Origin of the sequence: Micromonospora sp. NPDC050784 (genome assembly GCF_044456765.1) — a bacterium.
GTDB classification, from domain to species: Bacteria; Actinomycetota; Actinomycetes; order Mycobacteriales; family Micromonosporaceae; genus Micromonospora; species Micromonospora foliorum.
Genome location: NZ_JBITGG010000005.1, coordinates 227,653 through 246,662, shown reverse-complemented (window position 1 = coordinate 246,662; position 19,010 = coordinate 227,653). Strand labels below are relative to the sequence as shown.

The 19,010-nt window shown below is 72.6% G+C and carries 16 protein-coding genes; 11 read left to right on the top strand and 5 right to left on the bottom strand.

Annotated features, from left to right (window positions below; genetic code table 11):
- Nucleotides 1-243: 243 nt before the first annotated feature.
- Entirely contained in the window at nt 244-1,536 is a 1,293-nt protein-coding gene (locus tag ACIBD9_RS09360; RefSeq protein WP_396716037.1) for a multidrug effflux MFS transporter, read from the top strand.
- Between the two features lie 49 nt (nt 1,537-1,585).
- On the opposite strand, the gene ACIBD9_RS09355 is transcribed toward ACIBD9_RS09360, so the two are convergent.
- Nucleotides 1,586-2,257, bottom strand: a complete 672-nt coding sequence (locus tag ACIBD9_RS09355) for a hypothetical protein (protein ID WP_396716035.1) — start codon at nt 2,255-2,257, stop codon at nt 1,586-1,588.
- A gap of 23 nt (nt 2,258-2,280) precedes the next feature.
- On the opposite strand from ACIBD9_RS09355, the gene ACIBD9_RS09350 reads away from it, so the two are divergent.
- Nucleotides 2,281-2,799: an acyl-CoA thioesterase gene (locus tag ACIBD9_RS09350; protein WP_238657289.1), complete on the top strand. Its 519-nt coding sequence runs from the start codon at nt 2,281-2,283 to the stop codon at nt 2,797-2,799.
- A gap of 143 nt (nt 2,800-2,942) precedes the next feature.
- Entirely contained in the window at nt 2,943-4,925 is a 1,983-nt protein-coding gene (locus ACIBD9_RS09345; RefSeq protein ID WP_396716033.1) for an acetoacetate--CoA ligase, read from the top strand.
- A gap of 154 nt (nt 4,926-5,079) precedes the next feature.
- On the opposite strand, the gene ACIBD9_RS09340 is transcribed toward ACIBD9_RS09345, so the two are convergent.
- The gene (locus ACIBD9_RS09340) at nt 5,080-5,769 is read right to left on the bottom strand and encodes a TIGR03089 family protein (RefSeq protein WP_396716031.1); all 690 of its coding nucleotides are present in this window, start codon (nt 5,767-5,769) and stop codon (nt 5,080-5,082) included.
- A gap of 154 nt (nt 5,770-5,923) precedes the next feature.
- Between ACIBD9_RS09340 and ACIBD9_RS09335 the strand changes: the two genes are divergently transcribed.
- The gene (locus ACIBD9_RS09335; protein WP_238657286.1) at nt 5,924-7,069 is read left to right on the top strand and encodes a glycosyltransferase family 1 protein; all 1,146 of its coding nucleotides are present in this window, start codon (nt 5,924-5,926) and stop codon (nt 7,067-7,069) included.
- A 63-nt stretch (nt 7,070-7,132) separates the two neighbouring features.
- Nucleotides 7,133-8,224, top strand: a complete 1,092-nt coding sequence (locus ACIBD9_RS09330) for a mannose-1-phosphate guanylyltransferase (protein WP_396716029.1) — start codon at nt 7,133-7,135, stop codon at nt 8,222-8,224.
- On the opposite strand, the gene ACIBD9_RS09325 is transcribed toward ACIBD9_RS09330, so the two are convergent.
- On the bottom strand, nt 8,193-8,801 hold the full coding sequence (locus ACIBD9_RS09325) for an NUDIX hydrolase (protein WP_396716027.1): 609 nt from the start codon (nt 8,799-8,801) through the stop codon (nt 8,193-8,195). The genes ACIBD9_RS09330 and ACIBD9_RS09325 overlap by 32 nt on opposite strands.
- A 39-nt stretch (nt 8,802-8,840) precedes the next feature.
- Between ACIBD9_RS09325 and ACIBD9_RS09320 the strand changes: the two genes are divergently transcribed.
- Both ACIBD9_RS09320 and ACIBD9_RS09315 read left to right on the top strand, forming a co-directional pair.
- A complete protein-coding gene (locus ACIBD9_RS09320) occupies nt 8,841-9,887 on the top strand; it encodes a hypothetical protein (protein WP_396716025.1) in 1,047 nt (348 codons plus the stop codon).
- A 273-nt stretch (nt 9,888-10,160) separates the two neighbouring features.
- Nucleotides 10,161-11,159 (top strand): ArsR/SmtB family transcription factor, encoded by a 999-nt coding sequence (locus ACIBD9_RS09315; RefSeq protein ID WP_396716023.1) that lies wholly within the window; start codon nt 10,161-10,163, stop codon nt 11,157-11,159.
- 79 nt (nt 11,160-11,238) lie between these two features.
- Here the strand turns inward: ACIBD9_RS09315 and ACIBD9_RS09310 are convergent, their stop codons facing one another.
- The gene (locus ACIBD9_RS09310; RefSeq protein ID WP_396716021.1) at nt 11,239-12,324 is read right to left on the bottom strand and encodes a coenzyme F420-0:L-glutamate ligase; all 1,086 of its coding nucleotides are present in this window, start codon (nt 12,322-12,324) and stop codon (nt 11,239-11,241) included.
- Nucleotides 12,321-13,268, bottom strand: coding sequence for a 2-phospho-L-lactate transferase (cofD, locus tag ACIBD9_RS09305; RefSeq protein ID WP_396716019.1), 948 nt, complete (start codon nt 13,266-13,268; stop codon nt 12,321-12,323). Before cofD ends, ACIBD9_RS09310 begins: the two co-directional genes overlap by 4 nt.
- A gap of 98 nt (nt 13,269-13,366) precedes the next feature.
- Here cofD and ACIBD9_RS09300 point away from each other — a divergent pair, with 98 nt between their 5' ends.
- The 4 genes from ACIBD9_RS09300 (at nt 13,367) to ACIBD9_RS09285 (ending at nt 19,004) form a co-directional block, all read left to right on the top strand.
- Nucleotides 13,367-14,362, top strand: a complete 996-nt coding sequence (locus ACIBD9_RS09300) for a hypothetical protein (RefSeq protein ID WP_396716017.1) — start codon at nt 13,367-13,369, stop codon at nt 14,360-14,362.
- A 211-nt stretch (nt 14,363-14,573) separates the two neighbouring features.
- Entirely contained in the window at nt 14,574-17,117 is a 2,544-nt protein-coding gene (locus tag ACIBD9_RS09295) for a bifunctional FO biosynthesis protein CofGH (RefSeq protein ID WP_396716015.1), read from the top strand.
- 162 nt (nt 17,118-17,279) lie between these two features.
- The gene (locus ACIBD9_RS09290; RefSeq protein WP_196921188.1) at nt 17,280-17,558 is read left to right on the top strand and encodes a hypothetical protein; all 279 of its coding nucleotides are present in this window, start codon (nt 17,280-17,282) and stop codon (nt 17,556-17,558) included.
- Between the two features lie 51 nt (nt 17,559-17,609).
- Entirely contained in the window at nt 17,610-19,004 is a 1,395-nt protein-coding gene (locus tag ACIBD9_RS09285; RefSeq protein WP_396716013.1) for a DUF4331 domain-containing protein, read from the top strand.
- The last annotated feature ends 6 nt before the right edge of the window (nt 19,005-19,010 follow it).

Genomic DNA, 19,010 nt, shown 5'->3' with positions numbered 1-19,010 from the left:
TGACGGACGGGACGGGTGACTCCCCACACACCGGGAACGTCAACCGGCGCCGAGGTGTTGCCGAGCGAGAGAATCACCCTCGGATGATCGCCCCACCCGGCCACCCCCGCCACGACCCCTGCCTCGTCACATCCACGCTGCCCACCGCCGGGCACGCACACCGTGCCGCCGCGTCCCCGCGGTTCCGGTGCCGCCCCGCGCCGCCGCTCGTGACGACGCACCAGCTTCCGCAGAGAGATCGAGATGATGAAGCAGTTGGTGGAGAAGACCGGCCCCGATTCCGCCGTCGCGCAAGAGGTACTGCCCGGCGACCTGATGACCAACCGTCAGCGGGCGCAGCTCGTCCTCGTGCTGGGGGCGTTGATCGCGATCGGGCCGTTGACCATCGACATGTACCTGCCCGCGCTGCCCGCCATCACGGCGGGCCTGCAGACCACCGAGACGGCGGTGCAGTTGACGCTGACCGGCACGCTGGTCGGCCTCGCGCTGGGCCAGTTGCTGATCGGGCCGCTCTCCGACGTGGTCGGGCGGCGGGTGCCGCTGCTGGCCGGGTTGGCCGCGCACATCGTGGCCTCCGTGCTGTGTGTCTTCGCACCCAACATCGCGGTGCTCGGCGGGCTGCGCGTACTCCAGGGGCTCGGTGTCGCGGCCGCCACCGTCGTCGCGACGGCCGTGGTCCGCGACCTGTTCAGCGGTGCCTCCTTCGCCCGGATCTTCTCCCGGCTGATGCTCGTCATGGGCCTGGCGCCCATCCTCGCGCCGACGCTGGGCAGCGGCCTGCTGAGCTGGACCGACTGGCGGGGCGTCTTCGCGGCGCTGGCGGTGCTGGGCGCGCTGCTGATCGTCGTGGCCGCGTTCCGGCTCCCGGAGACCCTTCCGGTGGCGCGCCGGCGGCACGGCGGGGTGAGCGCCACCCTGCGCGACTACCGGGGGTTGGTCAACGACCGGGCATTCGTCGGCCTGGTGCTGGTCGCCGGGCTCGCGATGGCGGCCCTGTTCGCGTACGTCTCGGGTTCGTCGTTCGTGCTCCAGCAGGAGTACGGCCTCGACGAGCAGCAGTTCGGCATCGCCTTCGGGGCCGGCGCGGTCGGTCTGATCGGGGCCACCCAGTTCAACGTGCGGCTGCTGCGCCGCTGCACCCCGCAGCAGATCCTGGTCAGCGCCCTGATCGCCGGAACGGCGGCCGGCCTGCTGCTGGTCATGTTCGCGGCGACCGGCTTCGGCGGCCTGGGCACCCTGCTCGCGGCACTGTGGCTGGTCCTGGCCGCCGCCGGCCTCGCCCTGCCGAACGCGCCGGCACTGGCCATGAGCCGGCACAGTGAGGCCGCTGGCACCGCCGCGGCGTTGCTCGGCGCGGTGCAGTTCGGCATCGGCGCGGTGTCCGCCCCACTGGCCGGCCTGTTCGGCACCGGGAGCGTACCGATGGCGATCGTCATCGCGGGCGGCATGGCCGCCGCGCTGATCGTCATGCTCCTCGTCGTGCCCCGCGCCAGCCTCGGCACGGTCGACCCGGACCTGGCGGTCGCGCTGCACTAGCCCGGAAGAGACGAAAGGGGCGGGCCGGTCTCCCGGCCCGCCCCGACGATCAGCGGCTCTCGGTGGTGTCCTCGGGGCGCGGCTGACCGCGCGGCGGGGCGGACCAGGGTGATTCGCCACCCACCCGGCGGGGCAGCGGCTCGGTCGGTGTCGAGTCGGCCGGGTAACCCAGAGTGAGGGGCGCGGTGTCGCGCTCGGCGGGCGCGGGGGCCGGCCAGTCGGTCAACGTGAAGTCGTCGCTGTGGGGGCCTCCGTCCGCCGCGGGGGTGGGTGCCGTGGTCGGCTCGGTCGCCGGACTCGGCCACTGCCGCCAACGCTGTTGGCTGAAGGTCGCCATCAACAGCAGCAGGCCGATCAGGAAGAGCGTTCCGTTCTCCACGGGCAGCCGCAGCGGCAACGGGTCGCCGAACACCTTCCACTCGTGCGGGATCGCGTCGCGCACCGAGAAGGGCGCCACGAACATCCCGATGTACGGGGTGACCAGCAGCGCCCCGGCCACCAACGGGCCCAGCGGCGAGAAGCGCAGCGTGCCGAGCAGGCCCAGCAGGACACCGCCGACACCGAGGTACACGGCCGGCTCGATCAGGTTGGCGGTGTTGAAGGTGCCGGTCTCCACCCAGCGGTCGACCGTCCGGCTCGACCCGTCCTGCCCCAGTGTGACCAGCACCCAGGTGATGGGCGCCACCACCAGCCCGGCGAGGAAGCTCCAGAGATGTCGCATCCGCGCACCGTACCGTTTTCGACATGACTGAGCACCTCTCCGCCGCTCCGATCGGCAAGCCGACGTCGTACTCGCGCGTCACTCTCAGCAAGATCATGACCGCGGTGGACGTGAACCTCTACGGCACCGTGCACGGCGGGGTTCTGATGAAGTTCGTCGACGACGTGGCCGGGGCCGCTGCCGCCCGACACAGCGGCGGGACCGCGGTGACCGCGGCGATCGACGAGATCGTCTTCTCCGAGGCGGTCCGGGTCGGCGACCTCGTGCACGCGCACGCCCAGGTCAACTGGACCGGCCAGACCTCGATGGAGGTGGGCGTGCGGGTGGTGGCCGAACGGTGGGACTCGGCCGAGGACGCGCCGGTCCGGGTCGCCACCGCGTACCTGGTGTTCGTCGGTGTGGACGTGGGTGGGGCGCCGCGGGCCGTTCGCCCGGTGCTGCCGGAGACCGCGGAGGACGAGCGCCGCTACAAGGAGGCGGAGATCCGCCGAGCGCACCGGCTCGCCCGTCGCCGCGCCATCCAGGCCCACCGCGCTGGCTGACCCACATGAGATGGCGGGGTGGAGTGTGGGACGGGCACGCGTCGGTCGGCCGACCCGGTGCGCAGAATGGCGCTTCGAGGTAGGGCAAGATGGCGCCACGGCCCAGTCACAGTGTCGTGTCGGGCCAGGGGGAGGGTGGAGCAGTGGGTGACATGCTGTGGGCGCCGCCGGCGGACGTACGCGAGCGGTCCCGGATCGGCGCCTACCTGCGCTGGCTGCGGGAGCACCGCGGGTTGGACTTCGCCGACTACGACGCGCTGTGGCGCTGGTCCACCACCGACCTGGACGGGTTCTGGCGCTCTGTCTGGGACCACTTCGAGGTGATCGCGCACACTCCGCCGACCGCCACCCTGGCCGAGCGGCGGATGCCCGGCGCCCGTTGGTTCCCGGACGCCACGCTCAACTACGCCGAGAACGTGCTGCGGATGCCGGGGCGGGCCGACGATGACCATGTGGTGATCTCCCACGGGCAGACCCGGCCGCCGGTCACGCTGACCGCCGGGGAGTTGCGCGAGCAGGTCCGCCGGGTGTCGGCCGGGCTGCGCCAGCTCGGCGTCACCGCCGGTGACCGGGTGGCGGCGTACGCCCCGAACATCGCCGAGACGTACGTCCTGCTGCTGGCCAGCGCCAGCCTGGGCGCGATCTTCTCGTCCTGCGCGCCAGAGTTCGGCACCCGCAGTGTCACCGACCGCTGGCTGCAGATCGAACCGACCGTGCTGGTCGCCGTGGACGGCTACCGGTACGGCGACAAGCCGGTGGACCGGCGTGCCGAGGTGGCCGCGATCCGGGCCGCCCTGCCGTCGCTGCGCCACACCGTCAGCATCGGCTACCTCGACCCGACCGGCTCCGTGCCCGAGGGCGCGCTGGGCTGGGCCGAGCTGGCCGCGCCCACCGACGAGCCGTTGACGTTCACGCCGGTGCCGTTCGACCACCCGCTCTACGTGCTCTACTCCTCGGGCACCACCGGGCTGCCGAAGCCGATCGTGCACGGCCACGGCGGCATCCTGCTGGAGCACCTGAAGATGCTCGCCCTGCACCACGACCTGGGCCCGGCCGACCGGTTCTTCTGGTTCACCACCACCGGCTGGATGATGTGGAACTTCCTGGTCTCCGGCCCGGCGGTGGGCGCGACCATCGTGCTCTTCGACGGCAACCCAGGCCACCCTGACCTCGGCGGGCTGTGGCGGCTGGCGGCGGAGACCGGCACCACGTACTTCGGCACCTCCGCGCCGTACCTGTTGGCCTGCCGCAAGGCCGGGTTGGTCCCCCGGGACGTCGCCGACCTGTCGGCCCTGCGCGGCGTGGGTTCCACAGGTGCGCCGCTGCCCGCCGAGGGCTTCCGCTGGGTGTACGAGACCGTCGGCGACCACCTCCAACTCCAGTCGCTCTCCGGTGGCACCGACGTGTGCACCGGCTTCGTCGGTGGGGTGCCGCTGCTGCCGGTGTACGCCGGTGAGATCGCCTGCCGGGCGTTGGGCGCGAAGGTCGAGGCCCGTTCCGCCGACGGCACGCCGGCCATCGGTGAACTGGGCGAGCTGGTGATCACCGAGCCGATGCCGAGCATGCCGGTGGGCTTCTGGAACGACCCGGACGGCACCCGCTACGCCGAGGCGTACTTCGACGTCTACCCGGGCGTCTGGCGGCACGGTGACTGGATCACCATCAACGAGCGGGGTGGCTGCGTGATCACCGGGCGCTCCGACGCCACCCTCAACCGCGGCGGGGTACGACTCGGCACCGCCGAGTTCTACTCGGTGGTGGAAGGGCTCGACGAGGTGCTCGACTCGGTCGTCGTCCACCTGGAGGACGACGAGGGCGGCGCCGGTGAGCTGCTGCTCTTCGTGGTGCTGGCCGAGGGTCTGGAGTTGGACGACCCGATGCGCGCGAAGATCTGCCGCGAACTGCGCACGGCGCTCTCACCCCGGCACGTGCCCGACGAGATCCACCAGGTGCGTTCGGTGCCCCGCACCCTCTCGGCGAAGAAACTGGAGGTGCCGGTCAAGAAGATCCTCACCGGTACCCCGGTCGACCAGGCCGCGGCCAAGGGCGCCCTGGCCAACCCCGAGTCCCTAACGGCCTTCGCCGCCCTGGCCCAACGCCGAGCCACCGACAACACCCCCGCCTGACAGTTCCCCGCCCAGCCCGCCCGGCCCCGCCCGGGCCGCCCTCCGCTCGCGTCGATCATGGAGGTGTGGTGCCCCACAGAACGGGCATCGGCGCATCAACTGCCCACCACGACTCCATGATCGACCCCAAGTCGACCCGGGTGCGGCGGGCCGGTCACGGGAGGGTGTGGGTGACCTTTTCGGTGGCCTGGCGGCTGGACATTCGGGCCGGGTCGAGGTTGGCGCAGAGGACCACGGTTGCGGCCCGGGTCAGCGGGGCCAGCAGCCAGTCGACCGGGTCGGGGTGCCGCGCGGCGTCGATGAGGACCCGTGCGCCGGGCTCGATGCCCATTTCGACGGCGCGGGCCTCGGCGCGGCCCAGCAGGTGCGCGTCGGTGGGGCCCGAACCTGATTGCGGCGTGAAGTGGTCGCCGTGGCCGCGTACCTCGACGACGTAGTCGGCGAACCCGGGCGGCACCTGCCGTAGCGGGGCGGCGAGCGGGGCCAGCCCGAGGGCGTACCGCTCGTCGGCGGGCCAGGACTGCGCCTCGTCGAACCGGTCGGCGGCGGCGAAGAGCACCCCCACGTCGCCCGGTGTGTCGACCACGCTCAGCTTGGCCGACCAGCAGCCCAGCAGCACCGCCGCGGTCTGCCAGTGTGGCGGCAGCAGCACCCCGGCCGGGGTACCCGGGGCGAGGCCGACCTCGTCGACCAGAAGGTTGGCGGTCTTCGCCACCCAGTTCGCCAGAGTGACGCCGGAGAGTTCGGTGCGGTCACCGGTGGCGTCGTCGTACCAGGTGAGCAGCGGTCGGGTCGGGTCGGTCGCGATCGCGTCGGCGAACACCCGGGCAATGTTGTCGGCCATCGGCGCGAACGATACGCCTCTGCGGGCCGTACTCGATGACGATGACAAGTCGGCGTACCGTCGGGTCGCAGTCAGCGTCGGCCCCGCGCCCCGGCGTAGGCTTGACCCCCGGAGTGTTGTTTCCCACAGACCCGCCATTACAAGGAGTCGCCCCGTGACCGCCGGTCGCCCGCCCCGCGTGCTCATCGACGCCACGAGTGTCCCCGCCGACCGTGGTGGTGTCGGTCGATACGTCGACGGTCTACTCGGTGCCCTCGGCAAGGTGTGCGGGTCGGGGGTGGAGCTGGCGGTGGTCAGTCTCCGCACCGATCTGGAGCGCTACACCCGCATGCTGCCCGGCGCGGAGATCATTCCCGCCCCGGCCGCCGTGGCGCACCGCCCGGCCCGGCTAGCCTGGGAGCAGACCGGCCTGCCGCTGCTCGCCCAGCAGGTGGGCGCGCAGGTGCTGCACTCGCCCTTCTACACCTGCCCGCTGCGGGCCGGGTGTCCGGTCACGGTCACCGTGCACGACGCAACGTTCTTCACCGAGCCGGAGCATTACGACAAGTCCCGCCGCACGTTCTTCCGCAGCGCCATCAAGACCTCGATGCGCCGCGCCAACCGCGTGATCGTGCCCAGCAAGGCCACCCGCGACGAGCTGATCCGGCTGCTCGACGCCGACCCGACGCGCATCGACGTGGCCTACCACGGTGTCGACCAGGCTGCCTTCCACGCCCCGAGCGAGGAGGAGAAGGCCCGCGTACGCGCGCGGCTGGGGCTGGGCAACAGCAGCTACGTCGCCTTCCTCGGTGCCAAGGAGCCACGCAAGAACGTGCCCAACCTGATCCGTGGGTGGGCGCGGGCGGTGGCTGACCGGGTCGACCCGCCGGCCCTGGTGATCGCCGGTGGGCAGGGGCACGACGAGGACATCGACCGGGCCGTGGCCGAGGTTCCGTCGCACCTGCGTCTGCTGCGCCCTGGCTACCTGCGCTACGCCGACCTGCCGGGCTTCCTCGGCGGCGCCCTGGTCGCCGCGTACCCGTCCTACGGCGAGGGGTTCGGGCTGCCGATCCTGGAGGCGATGGCGTGCGCCGCCCCGGTGCTGACCACCCCCCGGCTCTCGCTGCCCGAGGTGGGCGGCGACGCCGTCGCGTACACCTCGGAGGACCCGGAGCAGATCGCCACCGACCTGGCCGCCCTGCTCGACGACGAGCAGCGGCGGTTGTCGTTGGCGAAGGCGGGGTTCGACCGGGCCAAGGAGTTCACCTGGGAGTCCAGCGCCGAGGTGCACATCGCCGCGTGGAGTCGCGCCCGCTCCTGATCCTCCGGGCCGCTGCGGGTGACCCGTGCCACTTCGGGCAGGTCCGTCGGGCATGATGTGCGGATGCTCTATGCGGTCATTCCGGCAGGTGGCAGCGGCACGAGGTTGTGGCCGTTGTCCCGCGCTGGCCATCCCAAGTTCCTCCACCCGCTGACCGGCACCAGCGCCTCGCTGCTCCAGGCGACCGTGGAACGGCTCGCGCCGCTGACCACACCGGATCGGACCCTTGTGGTCACCGGTGCCGCGCACGTCACGGCGGTGGCGCGGCAGCTGACCGTGCTGCCGGAGGAGAACATCCTGGTCGAGCCCTCTCCCCGGGACTCCTGCGCGGCGATCGCGTTGGCCGCCGCGGTGATCGCGACGCGCGACCCGGACGCGGTGATGGGCAGCTTCGCGGCCGACCACCTGATCCGCGACCCGGACAGCTGGGTCTGCACCGTGCAGGAGGCGGTCCGCGGAGCCGAGCAGGGCATGCTGATGACCGTCGGCATCACCCCGACCCGCCCGGAGACCGGCTACGGCTACCTGGAGACCGGCGATCCCACCGAGGGTGTGCCGTGGCGACCGGTGGCCGAGTTCAAGGAGAAGCCGGCCGCCGAGGTCGCCGAGGCGTACGTCCAATCGGGCCGGCACCTGTGGAACGCGAGCATGTTCGTGTGGCGGGTGGACGTCTTCCTCGCCGAGTTGGCCCGCCAGCAGCCGGCGCTGCACGCCGGCGTCGCCGCGATCGCCGCCGCCTGGGGCACCCCGGAGCAGGACGAGGTCCTGGGCGCGATCTGGCCGACCCTGCCGAAGATCTCCGTCGACTACGCGGTGATGGAGGGCGCGGCCACCGCGGGCCGAGTCGCGACGGTGCCCGGCGACTTCGGCTGGAACGACGTCGGTGACTTCCACACCCTGGGCGACGTGCTGCCGGCCGACGAGGCGGGCAACGTGGTGCTCGGCACGGAAGCCAAGCCGGGCGTGCTGCTGCGGGACAGCAGCAACCTCGTGGTCGTTCCGCAGTCGGGTCGGTTGGTGGCCGTCCTCGGTCTGCGCGACCTGATCGTGGTGGACACCCCGGACGCGGTGCTGGTCTGCCCGCGCGACCGGGCGCAGGACGTCAAGGCCCTGGTCGACGAGCTCAAGGAGCGAGGCGAAGAGGGCTACGTCTGAGGGCGGCGAGGGCCGGTGCGACCAGTTGGACGGTCCCGCCGGCCAGCGGCTCGGGCAGCTGGTCCGGTGGGAACCAGCCCAGCTCCTCGGCCTCGTCGCTGACCTGCTCCACCGCCGCGGGCGGAGCGAGCACGGCGAACCGGACGTCGTAGTGCGCCGAGCCGCCCTGACACTGCACCTGGTGCACGTCCACGTCGATCGGCACCGGGTCGATGCGCAGGCCGGCGATCCCGGACTCCTCGGTGGCCTCGCGGAGCGCGGCGGCGACCAGGGTCTGGTCGGTCGGCTCGCAGTGCCCGCCGAGCTGCACCCAACGCCCGAACTTGCCGTGCAGGCAGAGCAGCACCCGGGAGCCGGTGGAGTCCAGCACCAACGCGCTGGCGGTGACGTGCCCGGGCCGGTGCTGCCGGCTCATCGCGACCGGGCCGGCGGCGAGCAGCGCCAAGGTCCGGTCCCGCGCGCTGGCCGCGTCCGGGCTGGTCGGCTGCCAGCCCTCCAGCAACGCGATGGTGTCGGCGTGCAGCGCCGCGTACGTCTCGGGGTCGGTGGGCGGGGCGGTGATCACGGTGTCGGGCACCCCGCCACTGTACGAGCGTGGGCTCCGTACGCTGGCGCGGTGACCCTGCGACTCGTCGAATTCGTGGTGGCCGGTAACGAGGCCAGTGATCTGTTGCCGGTGCGGTCGGTGGCGCTGCTGCGCGCGTACGGCGCCCGGCGGGGCTTCTGGACGGTGCTGGACGAGGGGCCGGTGGAGCACTGCCTCGCGCTGCTGCTGGAGCGCGAGGACGGCGAGTGGACGGCCCGGCACGTGCGGGCGGATGCCGGTGCGGAGAACGGGCGGACCGAGGATGGTGAGGCGCTCGCCCACCACGACGGCTGGGTGTACGTCTTCGGCTCCCACTTCGGCTCGAAGGCTGGCCCGCTGCGACCTCGGCGCGCCTTCGTGGCCCGGTTCCGCGAGGACGACGCGGCGGCCGGGCCGGTGCCGGTGCACGTGGTGCGCAACTCGTTCCGACTGCACCGGGCGGTGAACGACGCCCTCGCCGCGTCGCCGTTGACCCTCCTGCCGGCGGGGGAACGGGTGCGGGAACGGTTCATCGTGGAGACGCTGGCGCGGGGGACCGTCCGGGAGAAGAGCTGGGTGAGCCGGCTGGCCCCGGACGACCTGCCGTTGAACGTGGAGGCGGCGGCCTTCACCCCGGCCGGCACGGTGCTGCTCGGGCTGCGTTTCCCGGTCACCGACGCCGGTGAGCCGATCCTGGTCGAGGTGGCCGGTGTGCCGGGCATGTTTACGGCCGACCCGGCGTGGCCGCGGGCCTTGGGGGCGTACGTGTTGACCGGGGTGACCCTGCCGGGGCAGCTGACCGGCTTCCGTGCGATCACCCCGACGGTGGACGGCGGGTACGCGGCCGTGGTCGGCTCGATCGACGCGCTGGGCAAGGGGTCGGTCCTGCTCGACGACCATCCGGGCGGGGGTGAGGTCACCTCCCGGCACGTCCGCTTCCGGTTTCCCGGTGCGGAGGCGGGCGACTCGCGCCGGCTCGTCGGGGAGGAGGTGGCGGACCTGGCGCCGTTTCACCACGTCGAGGGGGTGGCCGAGCTGGACGGGCGACCGTTCTACGTCACGGACGAGGACCACCGGGTCGCGCTCTGGGTTGGTTGAGCGGGAGCGGGATGACCGGACGGCACCTCTGCGGAGCAAGGGCCGCAGACCCTCGTGGTGCCGTCCGATCACCGGGGCCTCCCCGGTCCCGGTGCCCCCGGCAGCGCGGGCGTCGAGGACGCGCGGCGCCGTGTTCGGGCATTGGAAGCATGCCGAACCGGCCCCGGAGGCGTCGAGGTTTTTCAGTCCAGGCTTAAAGATGGAGATTACTGCCGGGCAGGTAGAGTCGAACGGTCATCCGGCATCCCCCTGCCGGCGACACGGGAGCGCTCCATGCTGAAGATCCACTTTTCTGGGGAGGACATCCTCCGGACCCGGGTGGCGCCGGCGGCGGACCCGGTCTGGGAGCTGGTCCTCAGCCTGCACGTGCTGCGCGGCCGCACCCGCGATCCGCTGACGGCCAACTGGCGGCGCAGCGTGGCCCGGGATCTGCGCCAGGACGCCGCCTCCGAGCAGCTCCGTCTGCTCTTCGCGTTGAACCCGCCGCGCGGTTACTTCCCCGACTTCCTCACCCCGTACGCCAGCGTCGAGGGCTTCGAGGCCGGGTTGGACGCGCTCCGCCGTACGCCCGCCGAGCTGCTGCACCGCGACCTGAGCGTGCTGGCCGCCGAGAACCAGCTGCCCTCCTCGGCCTCCGCGCTGGCCCGGGGCGAGATGTCGGCGCTGCACCACCTGGCCGAGTCGATGGAGCAGTACCGGTCGCTGGCGATCAGCCCGTACTGGAGCCGGATCCAGGCCGCGGTGGCGGCGGACCGCGCGCGGCGGGCGCGAGCCCTGCTCGACGGCGGTGTCGAGGGCCTGCTCACCAGCCTCCGGCCGGCGATGCGCTGGGAGAGCGGGGTGCTGGAGGTCCGCAGCTACCCGCACAGCCGGGAGCTGCACCTGGACGGCCGTGGGCTGCTGCTCGTGCCGTCGTTCTTCTGCGCGGCCACCCCGGTCGCACTGCTCGACCCGGCGCTGCCACCGGTGCTGGTCTACCCGGTGGACCGGCTGGGCGGGCTGGTGGCGGCCGACGCCGGCGGTGCGTCCGCGTCCGGTGCTGCCCGCGACTCACTCGCCGCGCTGCTCGGCCGCACCAGGGCGGCGGTGTTGCAGGCCAGTGACGAGGGCTGCACCACCGGCGAGGTCGCCCGCCAGCTCAACATCTCACCGGCGGCGGCGAGCCAACACGCCACCGTGCTGCGCAACGCTGGCCTGCTGGTCAGCCACCGCGAACGCAACAGCGTGCTGCACACGCTGACCCCGCTGGGCCGGGCCATGCTGGACGCGTGACCCGGCCGTTCACACCGGGCGGAGCCGCGGTGTGTGCCGGGCTTCGGAGCGCGGGCGCGGGCGCGGCGCGCGCCCGGCTTCAGAGCGCGAGGGCGGCGCTCGCCGGGCTGCCGGGCGGTGGCGGCAACAGGGTCGACCCGACGCCCTCGGCGGCCAGGGCGACGCGCAGCCGGTGCAGGTCGGCGCCGAAGCGAACCAGACCGATCGGCTCGACGGGCGTCGGGGCCGAGCCGAGCAGCAGGGTGGCGCCGTCCGGCCACCCGGGCATCTCGGCGACCAGACCGGCGCGTACCTCGGCCTCGTCGACCACTGTGAAGACCGTGCCGGGGGCGACCACGCCGGCGACCGCGTCGATCGCCCGCTGCACCGCGGCCAGGTCGGCCGGCGTTGGACCGGGACCGTCGGCCAGGGTGGCGGCGTCGGACAGCCCGGCGGCGCGGGCCTCGGCGGTACCCAGCGAGAACAGGTCCTGTGCCGCGTCGCGGATCAGCGCCCGCGCGCCACCGGCGTCGTCCGGGTCGGTGGCGGGCAGGTAGCCGCGCACCACCGCGACGGGGACCTGGTCGCACTTGCCCTTGATCAGCTCGCCGGCGCCCGCCAGCTCGTCCACCACGGCCATCTGAGTCAACTGCAACTCGTTGCCGTACGGGTCGACCTCGCCCCGGTGGTCGCGGATGGCCGGCATCCCGGCCACGCCGAGCGCCACGTCGGTGAGCCCGTTGCGCCAGGGCCGGCCCATCGTGTCGCTGATGATCACGGCAACGTCCAGGTCGTAGCGCTCCCGCAGCGCGTCCCGCAGAGCCCGCGCCGAGGCGTCCGGGTCGACCGGCAGCAGCACCAGTTGGGTCTTGTCCACGTTCGACGCGTCGATCCCCGCCGAGGCCATCACGAAGCCGTGGTGGGTCTGCACGATCCGGGTCGGCCCCCGGCTGGCGACCACCCGGGCGGTCTCACCGGCCAGGACCTCGTCCCGTGCGGCCAGCCGTTCCGGCCCGTCCGCCGGCACGTCGACCAGCCGCCCCTCCGCCTTGGAAACGATCTTGCTGGTCACCACCAGCACGTCGCCGTTGCGCAGCCACGGCGCGGCGGTCGCGATCACCGCGGCCAGGTCGTCGCCCTCGGTCACGTGGCCGATGCCGAGCACCGGCAGAATCTCCAGCCTCACGTCAACTCCACCGCGGCGCGGACCATGGCCGCCGTCGCCGCCTCGTCGGTCATCCGCAGCGGCACCGCGCGGACCGTCACCTCGGGCACCACCGTGCCCGCGTCCTCCTCGTCCACCAGCCAGCCGTCGAGCAGGCCACCGCTCGCCCGGCCGCCGTAGAGCCGACCCACCCCCGCCGCGCTGCACTCGACACCGAGCACGGCGAGACAACGGTCGGCCATCCCCCGCACCGGCGCGCCGCCGATGATCGGTGAGACACCCACCACCGGCGCCGGGCCGTCCGCCACGGCCTCGCGCAGCCCGGGTACGGCCAGCACCGGCGCGACACTCACCACCGGGTTGCTCGGCGCGACCAGCACCAGATCGGCCGAGGCGATCGCGTCCAGCACCCCGGGTGCCGGCTTCGCCGTCTCCGCGCCGACGAACACGAAACGGTGCGTGGGGATATCGGCCCGGTACCGTACCCACCACTCCTGGAAGTGGATCGCCCGCTGACCCTGGTCGTCCTCCACCACGGCATGGGTCTCCAGGCGGTCGTCCGTCGCCGGCAACAGGCGTACGCCCGGCTCCCAGCGGCTGGCCAGCGCCTCGGTGACCGCGCTCAACGGGTAACCGCCGTTGAGCATGGTGCTGCGGACCAGGTGGGTGGCGATGTCCTTGTCGCCGAGGCCGAACCAGGTCGGCTGTGCCCCGTACGCGGCCAGCTCCTGCTTGACCGTCCAGCTCTCGCCGACCCGACCCCAGCCCCGTTCCGGGTCGGCGCCCCCACCGAGCGTGTACATGACGCTGTCCAGGTCGGGGCAGATCTTCAACCCGTGTAGCCACAGGTCGTCGCCGACGTTGACCACGGCGGTCACCTCCGCGCCGACGTCACGGGCGTACGCCCGGACCCCGAGCAGGAACCGGGCGCCGCCGATGCCGCCGGCCAGAACCACGATGCGCATGTCGACCATCCTCGCGCACGTGACGCCTCCGATCCGTGGGTGGCCCGCGAGACTAGGCTCACGTGCACCCTGTCCGTTCATGCCCCGAGGGGGAACTCGTGACCAGCCCCGCCGAGCCCGCGTCCTCCGACGCGACGCAGGCCCGCCAGCTGACCAAGCCACTACGGGAGCTCGCCGCGCTCGCGCTGCTTGGTGCCAACGCCGTGTTCCTCTTCGTGGGCCTGCTCCGGTTCATCGTCCCGAACGACTACAGCTCCTTCACCGACCGCGCGGGCAGCGCCTTCTACGCGTTCGTCGGGGTGGAGGCGGTGGGTCTCCCGCTGCTGGCGGTGCTGCTGGCCACGCACATCTCGCCGGTGGTGGCGAAGGCGAAGCTGATCACGCAGGCAGCTCTCATCGAGTACGCGGTCAGCGCCGTGTTCGGCACGCTGACCATGCTGATCTGGACGGTGGGCCGGCTGGCCGAGGCCGAGGTGCTCGATGCGCTGCTCGGCGTGCTCACCCGGTTCGCCTGGATGGTGATCTTCGCCATCGCCGCCTGGTTGGTCTACACCATCTGGCGCGCCCACTACTACGTGCCGCGACCCAAGCCCCAGCCCGGTGTCTACGGCCAGCCGCAAGCGGGCTGGCCGCAGCAGCAGGGCGGTTGGCCGGCCCCGGGCCAGCCCGGCGGACAGCCGCAGGGTGGATGGCCCGCCCCCGGCCAGCCAGGTGGCTACCCGCAGGCCGGCCAGCCGGGTGGCTTCCCGCAGGCTGGCCAGTACGGCCAGCCGTCGCCGCCGTTCCAGGCCCCGCAGTCGGCCCCGCCGTTCCCGCAGTCCGGGCCGCCGCACCCGCAGTCCGCGCCGCCGTTCCAGGCACCGCAGTCCGCCCCGCCCTTCCCGCAGTCCGCGCCCCCGGCGAACCCTGCCCCCCAGGCGGTGCCGCCGTCCCCGGCCGCGCCCCCGTTCGGGCAGCCGCCGTCGGCCGACCCCACGCAGGCCATCCCGCGCCAGTCCGCCGACCCGACCGAGGTCATCTCCCACCCGGCTGACCCGGACACCGACCGCACCCAACACATCAAGCCGAACGACCACCCGGACCAGCCCCGCTGAGTCCGCCAACCCCGCAACCCCCACCGACCCTCGTCGATCATGAAGTTATTGCTCGATCACGCGGCGTGTCGCGGCAATAACTTCATGATCAACCGGGAGGGCGGCCGGGCGGCGCTGCCGGGAGGGGTGGGGGTGGGGCCAGGGGGTGCCGTTTCCCACGGTGCGGGCTGGGACTGGTTGGGTGGCGTCGCGCTGCGCATAGGGTGAGTGGATGGTTGATCGCACCCAATCCGGCCCGAGCGATGCGAGCGTCCGGCGGGCCCTGGGCCGGGCCGCGAACGGGCGGGCGCTGGATGTCGACGAGGCGACCGCGCTGTTGTCCGCTCGCGGAGACGCGCTCGACGAACTGCTCCGGCTGGCCGGTGCGATACGCGACGCCGGGCTGCGGGACGCCGGGCGGCCGGGTGTGGTCACGTACTCGAAGAAGGTCTTCATTCCGCTGACCCGGCTCTGCCGGGACCGCTGCCACTACTGCACCTTCGCGACCGTGCCGCACCGGTTGCCGGCGCCGTTCCTGGACCGCGACGAGGTCCTCGCGATCGCCCGGGCCGGCGCCGCGCTGGGGTGCAAGGAAGCGTTGTTCACCCTGGGTGACCGGCCGGAGGAACGCTGGCCGGCGGCCCGGACCTGGTTGGACGAACGCGGTTACGACTCGACCCTGGACTACCTGCGTGCCTGTGCGGTCGCGGTGCTGGAGGAGACCGGTCTGCTGCCGCACCTCAACCCCGGGGTGCTGTCCTGGTCGGAGCTGCAACGGCTCAAGCCGGTCGCGCCGAGCATGGGCATGATGCTGGAGACGACCGCGACCCGGCTCTGGTCCGAGCCGGGTGGCCCGCACTTCGGCTCACCGGACAAGGAGCCGGCGGTCCGGTTGCGGGTGCTGGAGGACGCGGGCCGGGTCGGGGTGCCGTTCACCACCGGCATCCTGATCGGCATCGGGGAGACCCCTGCGGAGCGGGTGGACGCGCTCTTCGCGATCCGCCGCGCCCACCGGGAGTACGGGCACCTCCAGGAGGTGATCGTGCAGAACTTCCGCGCCAAGCCGGACACGGCGATGCGCGGCATGCCCGACGCGGAGTTGCACGACCTGGCCGCCACGGTGGCGGTGGCCCGGCTGTTGCTCGGCCCGAAGGCCCGGATCCAGGCCCCGCCGAACCTCATCGCCGGCGAGTACGACCTGCTGCTGCGCGCCGGCATCGACGACTGGGGTGGCGTCTCCCCGCTCACCCCCGACCACGTCAACCCGGAGCGCCCCTGGCCGCAGATCGAGGAGTTGGCCCGGCACACCGAGCTGGCCGGGTTCACGCTGCGGGAGCGGTTGACGATCTACCCGGAGTACGTGCGCGCGGGCGACCCGTGGCTCGACCCACGGCTGTTGCCGCACGTCGGTGCCCTGGCCGACCCGTCGACGGGCATGGCGGTCGAGTCGGCGATGCCGCAGGGGCGGCCCTGGCAGGAGCCGGAGGAGGTGTTCGGCGGGCGGGTCGACCTGCACGCCACCATCGACACCACCGGCCGCACCGACGACCGGCGCGGCGACTTCGACAGCGTCTACGGCGACTGGGCGGAGGTCGCCGGCAAGGTCACCCCGGAGGCGACAGCGCGCCGGGCGGGCGTACCCCCGGTGTCGGCCGGGAGCGGTGCGGACCGTGACCTGGCGGCCGGGCTCAAGCTCGCCGCCGACGACCCGGCGGCGCTGCTCGACCCCCGGCACACCGATGCCGCGCTGGCGCTGTTCGGCGCGGACGGGCCGGCGCTCGACGAGCTGTGCCGGCTGGCCGACGACGTGCGCCGCGCGGCGGTCGGCGACGACGTCACCTACGTGGTCAACCGCAACATCAACTTCAGCAATGTCTGCTACGTGGGCTGCCGCTTCTGCGCGTTCGCCCAGCGTGAGCGGGACGCCGACGCGTACCGGCTCTCGGTCGAGCAGGTCGCGGACCGGGCCGAGCAGGCGTGGGCGGTCGGTGCCAGCGAGGTGTGCCTCCAGGGCGGCATCGACCCGAAGATGCCGGTCACCGGGTACGCCGACATCGTGCGCGCCATCAAGGCCCGGGTGCCCGAGATGCACGTGCACGCGTTCTCGCCCATGGAGATCGTCACCGCCGCCGCGAAGGCCGGGGTGCCGATCCGTGAGTGGCTGCTCCAACTGCGCGAGGCCGGGCTGGACACCATCCCGGGCACCGCCGCCGAGATCCTCGACGACGACGTGCGCTGGGTGCTGACCAAGGGCAAACTCCCGGCCTCCGCCTGGGTCGAGGTGGTCAGCACCGCCCACGAGCTGGGCATCCGGTCCAGCTCCACCATGATGTACGGCCACGTCGACCACCCCGGGCAGTGGCTGGCGCACTTCCGGGTGCTGGCCGGGGTGCAGGACCGCACCGGCGGGTTCACCGAGTTCGTGGCACTGCCGTTCGTGCACACCAATGCGCCGATCTATCTGGCGGGTATCGCCCGACCCGGGCCGACCTGGCGGGAGAACCGGGTGGTGCACGCGATGTCCCGGTTGCTGCTGCACGGCCGGATCGACAACATCCAGTGCTCCTGGGTGAAGCTCGGGGACGAGGGCACGGTCGCGATGCTCCAGGGTGGCTGCAACGACCTCGGCGGCACGCTGATGGAGGAGACGATCTCCCGGATGGCCGGCTCCGACAACGGGTCGGCGCGTACCGAGGAGCAGTTGCGGGCCATCGCGAAGGCCGCCGGTCGTCCGGCGCGCAAGCGGTCGACTGCGTACGGTCACGCCCGGCCCTGACGTCGAACCTTTCCCCGCCACCGGCCGTACCACGCGGTGCCGGCGGCGGTCGTGGCGAGGACCGCCGCCGGTGTCCCCTCAGGGGCCCGGCGGCGTCGCGAGACGGCACCGGACCCGTCCGTCTCCGCGGGCGCGCTCGCGCCACCGCCGGAAAGGTTGCCCATGACCAGTGATCAGCGGAAGCGGCAGTGGCCGCGACTGACCCGCCGGCAGACGTTGACCGCCGCGGCCAGCGCCACCCTCGGCGCCGCCGCGCTCACCGTGCCGGGCCTGTCGGCCGCGCAGAACGCCCCCGGCGCGGCCGGTCGAGCCGACGAACCGATCGTCGTGCACCTGCGTGACGCCGACTCCGGAACGATGGACGTCTTCGTCGGTGAGACGCGCATCGAGGTACGCGACCGCGGCCTGGCGGACCGGCTGCGGCGCGCCGCCCGGCGCTGACCCGACCGTTCGCCCCGCCATCCTGTCCCCGCCCAGTGAGGTTGGTCCGTCATGTCTTCCCACCGCGAGGCCCCGGAGATAGCCAAGGATCCGGTCGCCGACAGCTCCGACCTGTACGCGTTCGTCAGCCCCGACAAACGCGACACGGTCACGTTGATCGCCAACTTCGTGCCGTTGCAGCTCCCTTCCGGGGGCCCGAACTTCTTCGAGTTCGGTGACGACGTGCGGTACGAGATCCATATCGACAACGACGGCGACGGTCGTCCGGATGTCACCTACCGGTTCGAATTCACCACCGAGATCACCAATCCGAACAGTTTTCTCTACAACACCGGCCCGATCGATTCGTTGGACAGCGAGAACTGGAACCGGCGGCAGTTCTACAGCCTGACCCGGGTGGCCGACGGCCGCGAGCACCGGCTGGCGCACAAGCTGCAGTGCCCGCCGTGCAACGTCGGCCCGCTGTCCACCCCGAAGTACGCGGACCTGGTGCGGCAGGCCACCTACTCGCTCTCCACGGGGGAGCGGGTCTTCGCGGGGCAGCGCGCCGACGGCTTCTTCGTCGACCTCGGGGCGATCTTCGACCTCGGCACGCTGCGGCCGTTCCAGCAACTGCACGTCGCCGGAAAGAAGATCTTCAAGGCCGAGGGGGAGCCGGTCAACGCCACCGACCGGATGAACGTGCACAGCATCGCGGTGCAGGTGCCGCTGGATCGGGTGCGTCGGCGCGCCAACCGGTACGGCGCCGCCGACCGGGCATCGGTGATCGGGGTGTGGACGTCGGCGTCGCGCCGGCAGGTGCGGGTGCTCGGCGACCGGGGCGGGGCGGACACCTCGACCGGCCCGTTCACCCAGGTCTCTCGGTTGGGCAACCCGCTGTTCAACGAGGTCATCGTGCCGATGTCCAAGAAGGACCTGTGGAACTCGCTGCCGCCGTCGGAGGACAAGCGGTTCGCCCAGTTCGTCGAGCAGCCGGAGTTGGCGGCGTTGCTCCCGGCGCTCTACCCGGACGTCTTCCCCAACCTGGACAAACTCACCAAGGCGAAGAAGGCCCGAGTCGACCTGGTGGCGATCCTGCTCACCGGCGTGCCGTCCGGGCTGATCGACGGCTTCACCAACGCCACCGGCGAGGTGCAGGCCGACATGCTGCGACTGAACACCGCGATTCCGCCGTCGAAGCGTCCGGACCGGTTCGGGGTGCTCGGTGGCGACCTGGCCGGGTTCCCGAACGGGCGGCGGGTCGGTGACGACGTGGTCAGCATCGCGTTGCGGGCCATCGCCGGGGTCACCGTTCCGCTGGTGGACAAGACGTTCCGACCGGACGCGGCCGCCGCCGCTGTCACCCCGGGGCTGAGCGCCGCCGACGTGACCGCGCCGTTCCTCGGAAACTTCCCCTACCTGGGTACGCCGTACGACGGCTTCAACAACCCGCCGGCGGCGTCCTGATCGGCG

Coding starts and splice junctions, on each gene's coding strand:
- ACIBD9_RS09285 (WP_396716013.1), top strand. CDS start 17,610: ATGTCTTCCCACCGCGAGGCCCCGGAGATAGCCAAGGATCCGGTCGCC.
- ACIBD9_RS09295 (WP_396716015.1), top strand. CDS start 14,574: ATGGTTGATCGCACCCAATCCGGCCCGAGCGATGCGAGCGTCCGGCGG.
- ACIBD9_RS09290 (WP_196921188.1), top strand. CDS start 17,280: ATGACCAGTGATCAGCGGAAGCGGCAGTGGCCGCGACTGACCCGCCGG.
- ACIBD9_RS09340 (WP_396716031.1), bottom strand. CDS start 5,769: ATGGCCGACAACATTGCCCGGGTGTTCGCCGACGCGATCGCGACCGAC.
- ACIBD9_RS09355 (WP_396716035.1), bottom strand. CDS start 2,257: ATGCGACATCTCTGGAGCTTCCTCGCCGGGCTGGTGGTGGCGCCCATC.
- ACIBD9_RS09350 (WP_238657289.1), top strand. CDS start 2,281: ATGACTGAGCACCTCTCCGCCGCTCCGATCGGCAAGCCGACGTCGTAC.
- ACIBD9_RS09330 (WP_396716029.1), top strand. CDS start 7,133: ATGCTCTATGCGGTCATTCCGGCAGGTGGCAGCGGCACGAGGTTGTGG.
- ACIBD9_RS09315 (WP_396716023.1), top strand. CDS start 10,161: ATGCTGAAGATCCACTTTTCTGGGGAGGACATCCTCCGGACCCGGGTG.
- ACIBD9_RS09360 (WP_396716037.1), top strand. CDS start 244: ATGATGAAGCAGTTGGTGGAGAAGACCGGCCCCGATTCCGCCGTCGCG.
- cofD (WP_396716019.1), bottom strand. CDS start 13,268: ATGCGCATCGTGGTTCTGGCCGGCGGCATCGGCGGCGCCCGGTTCCTG.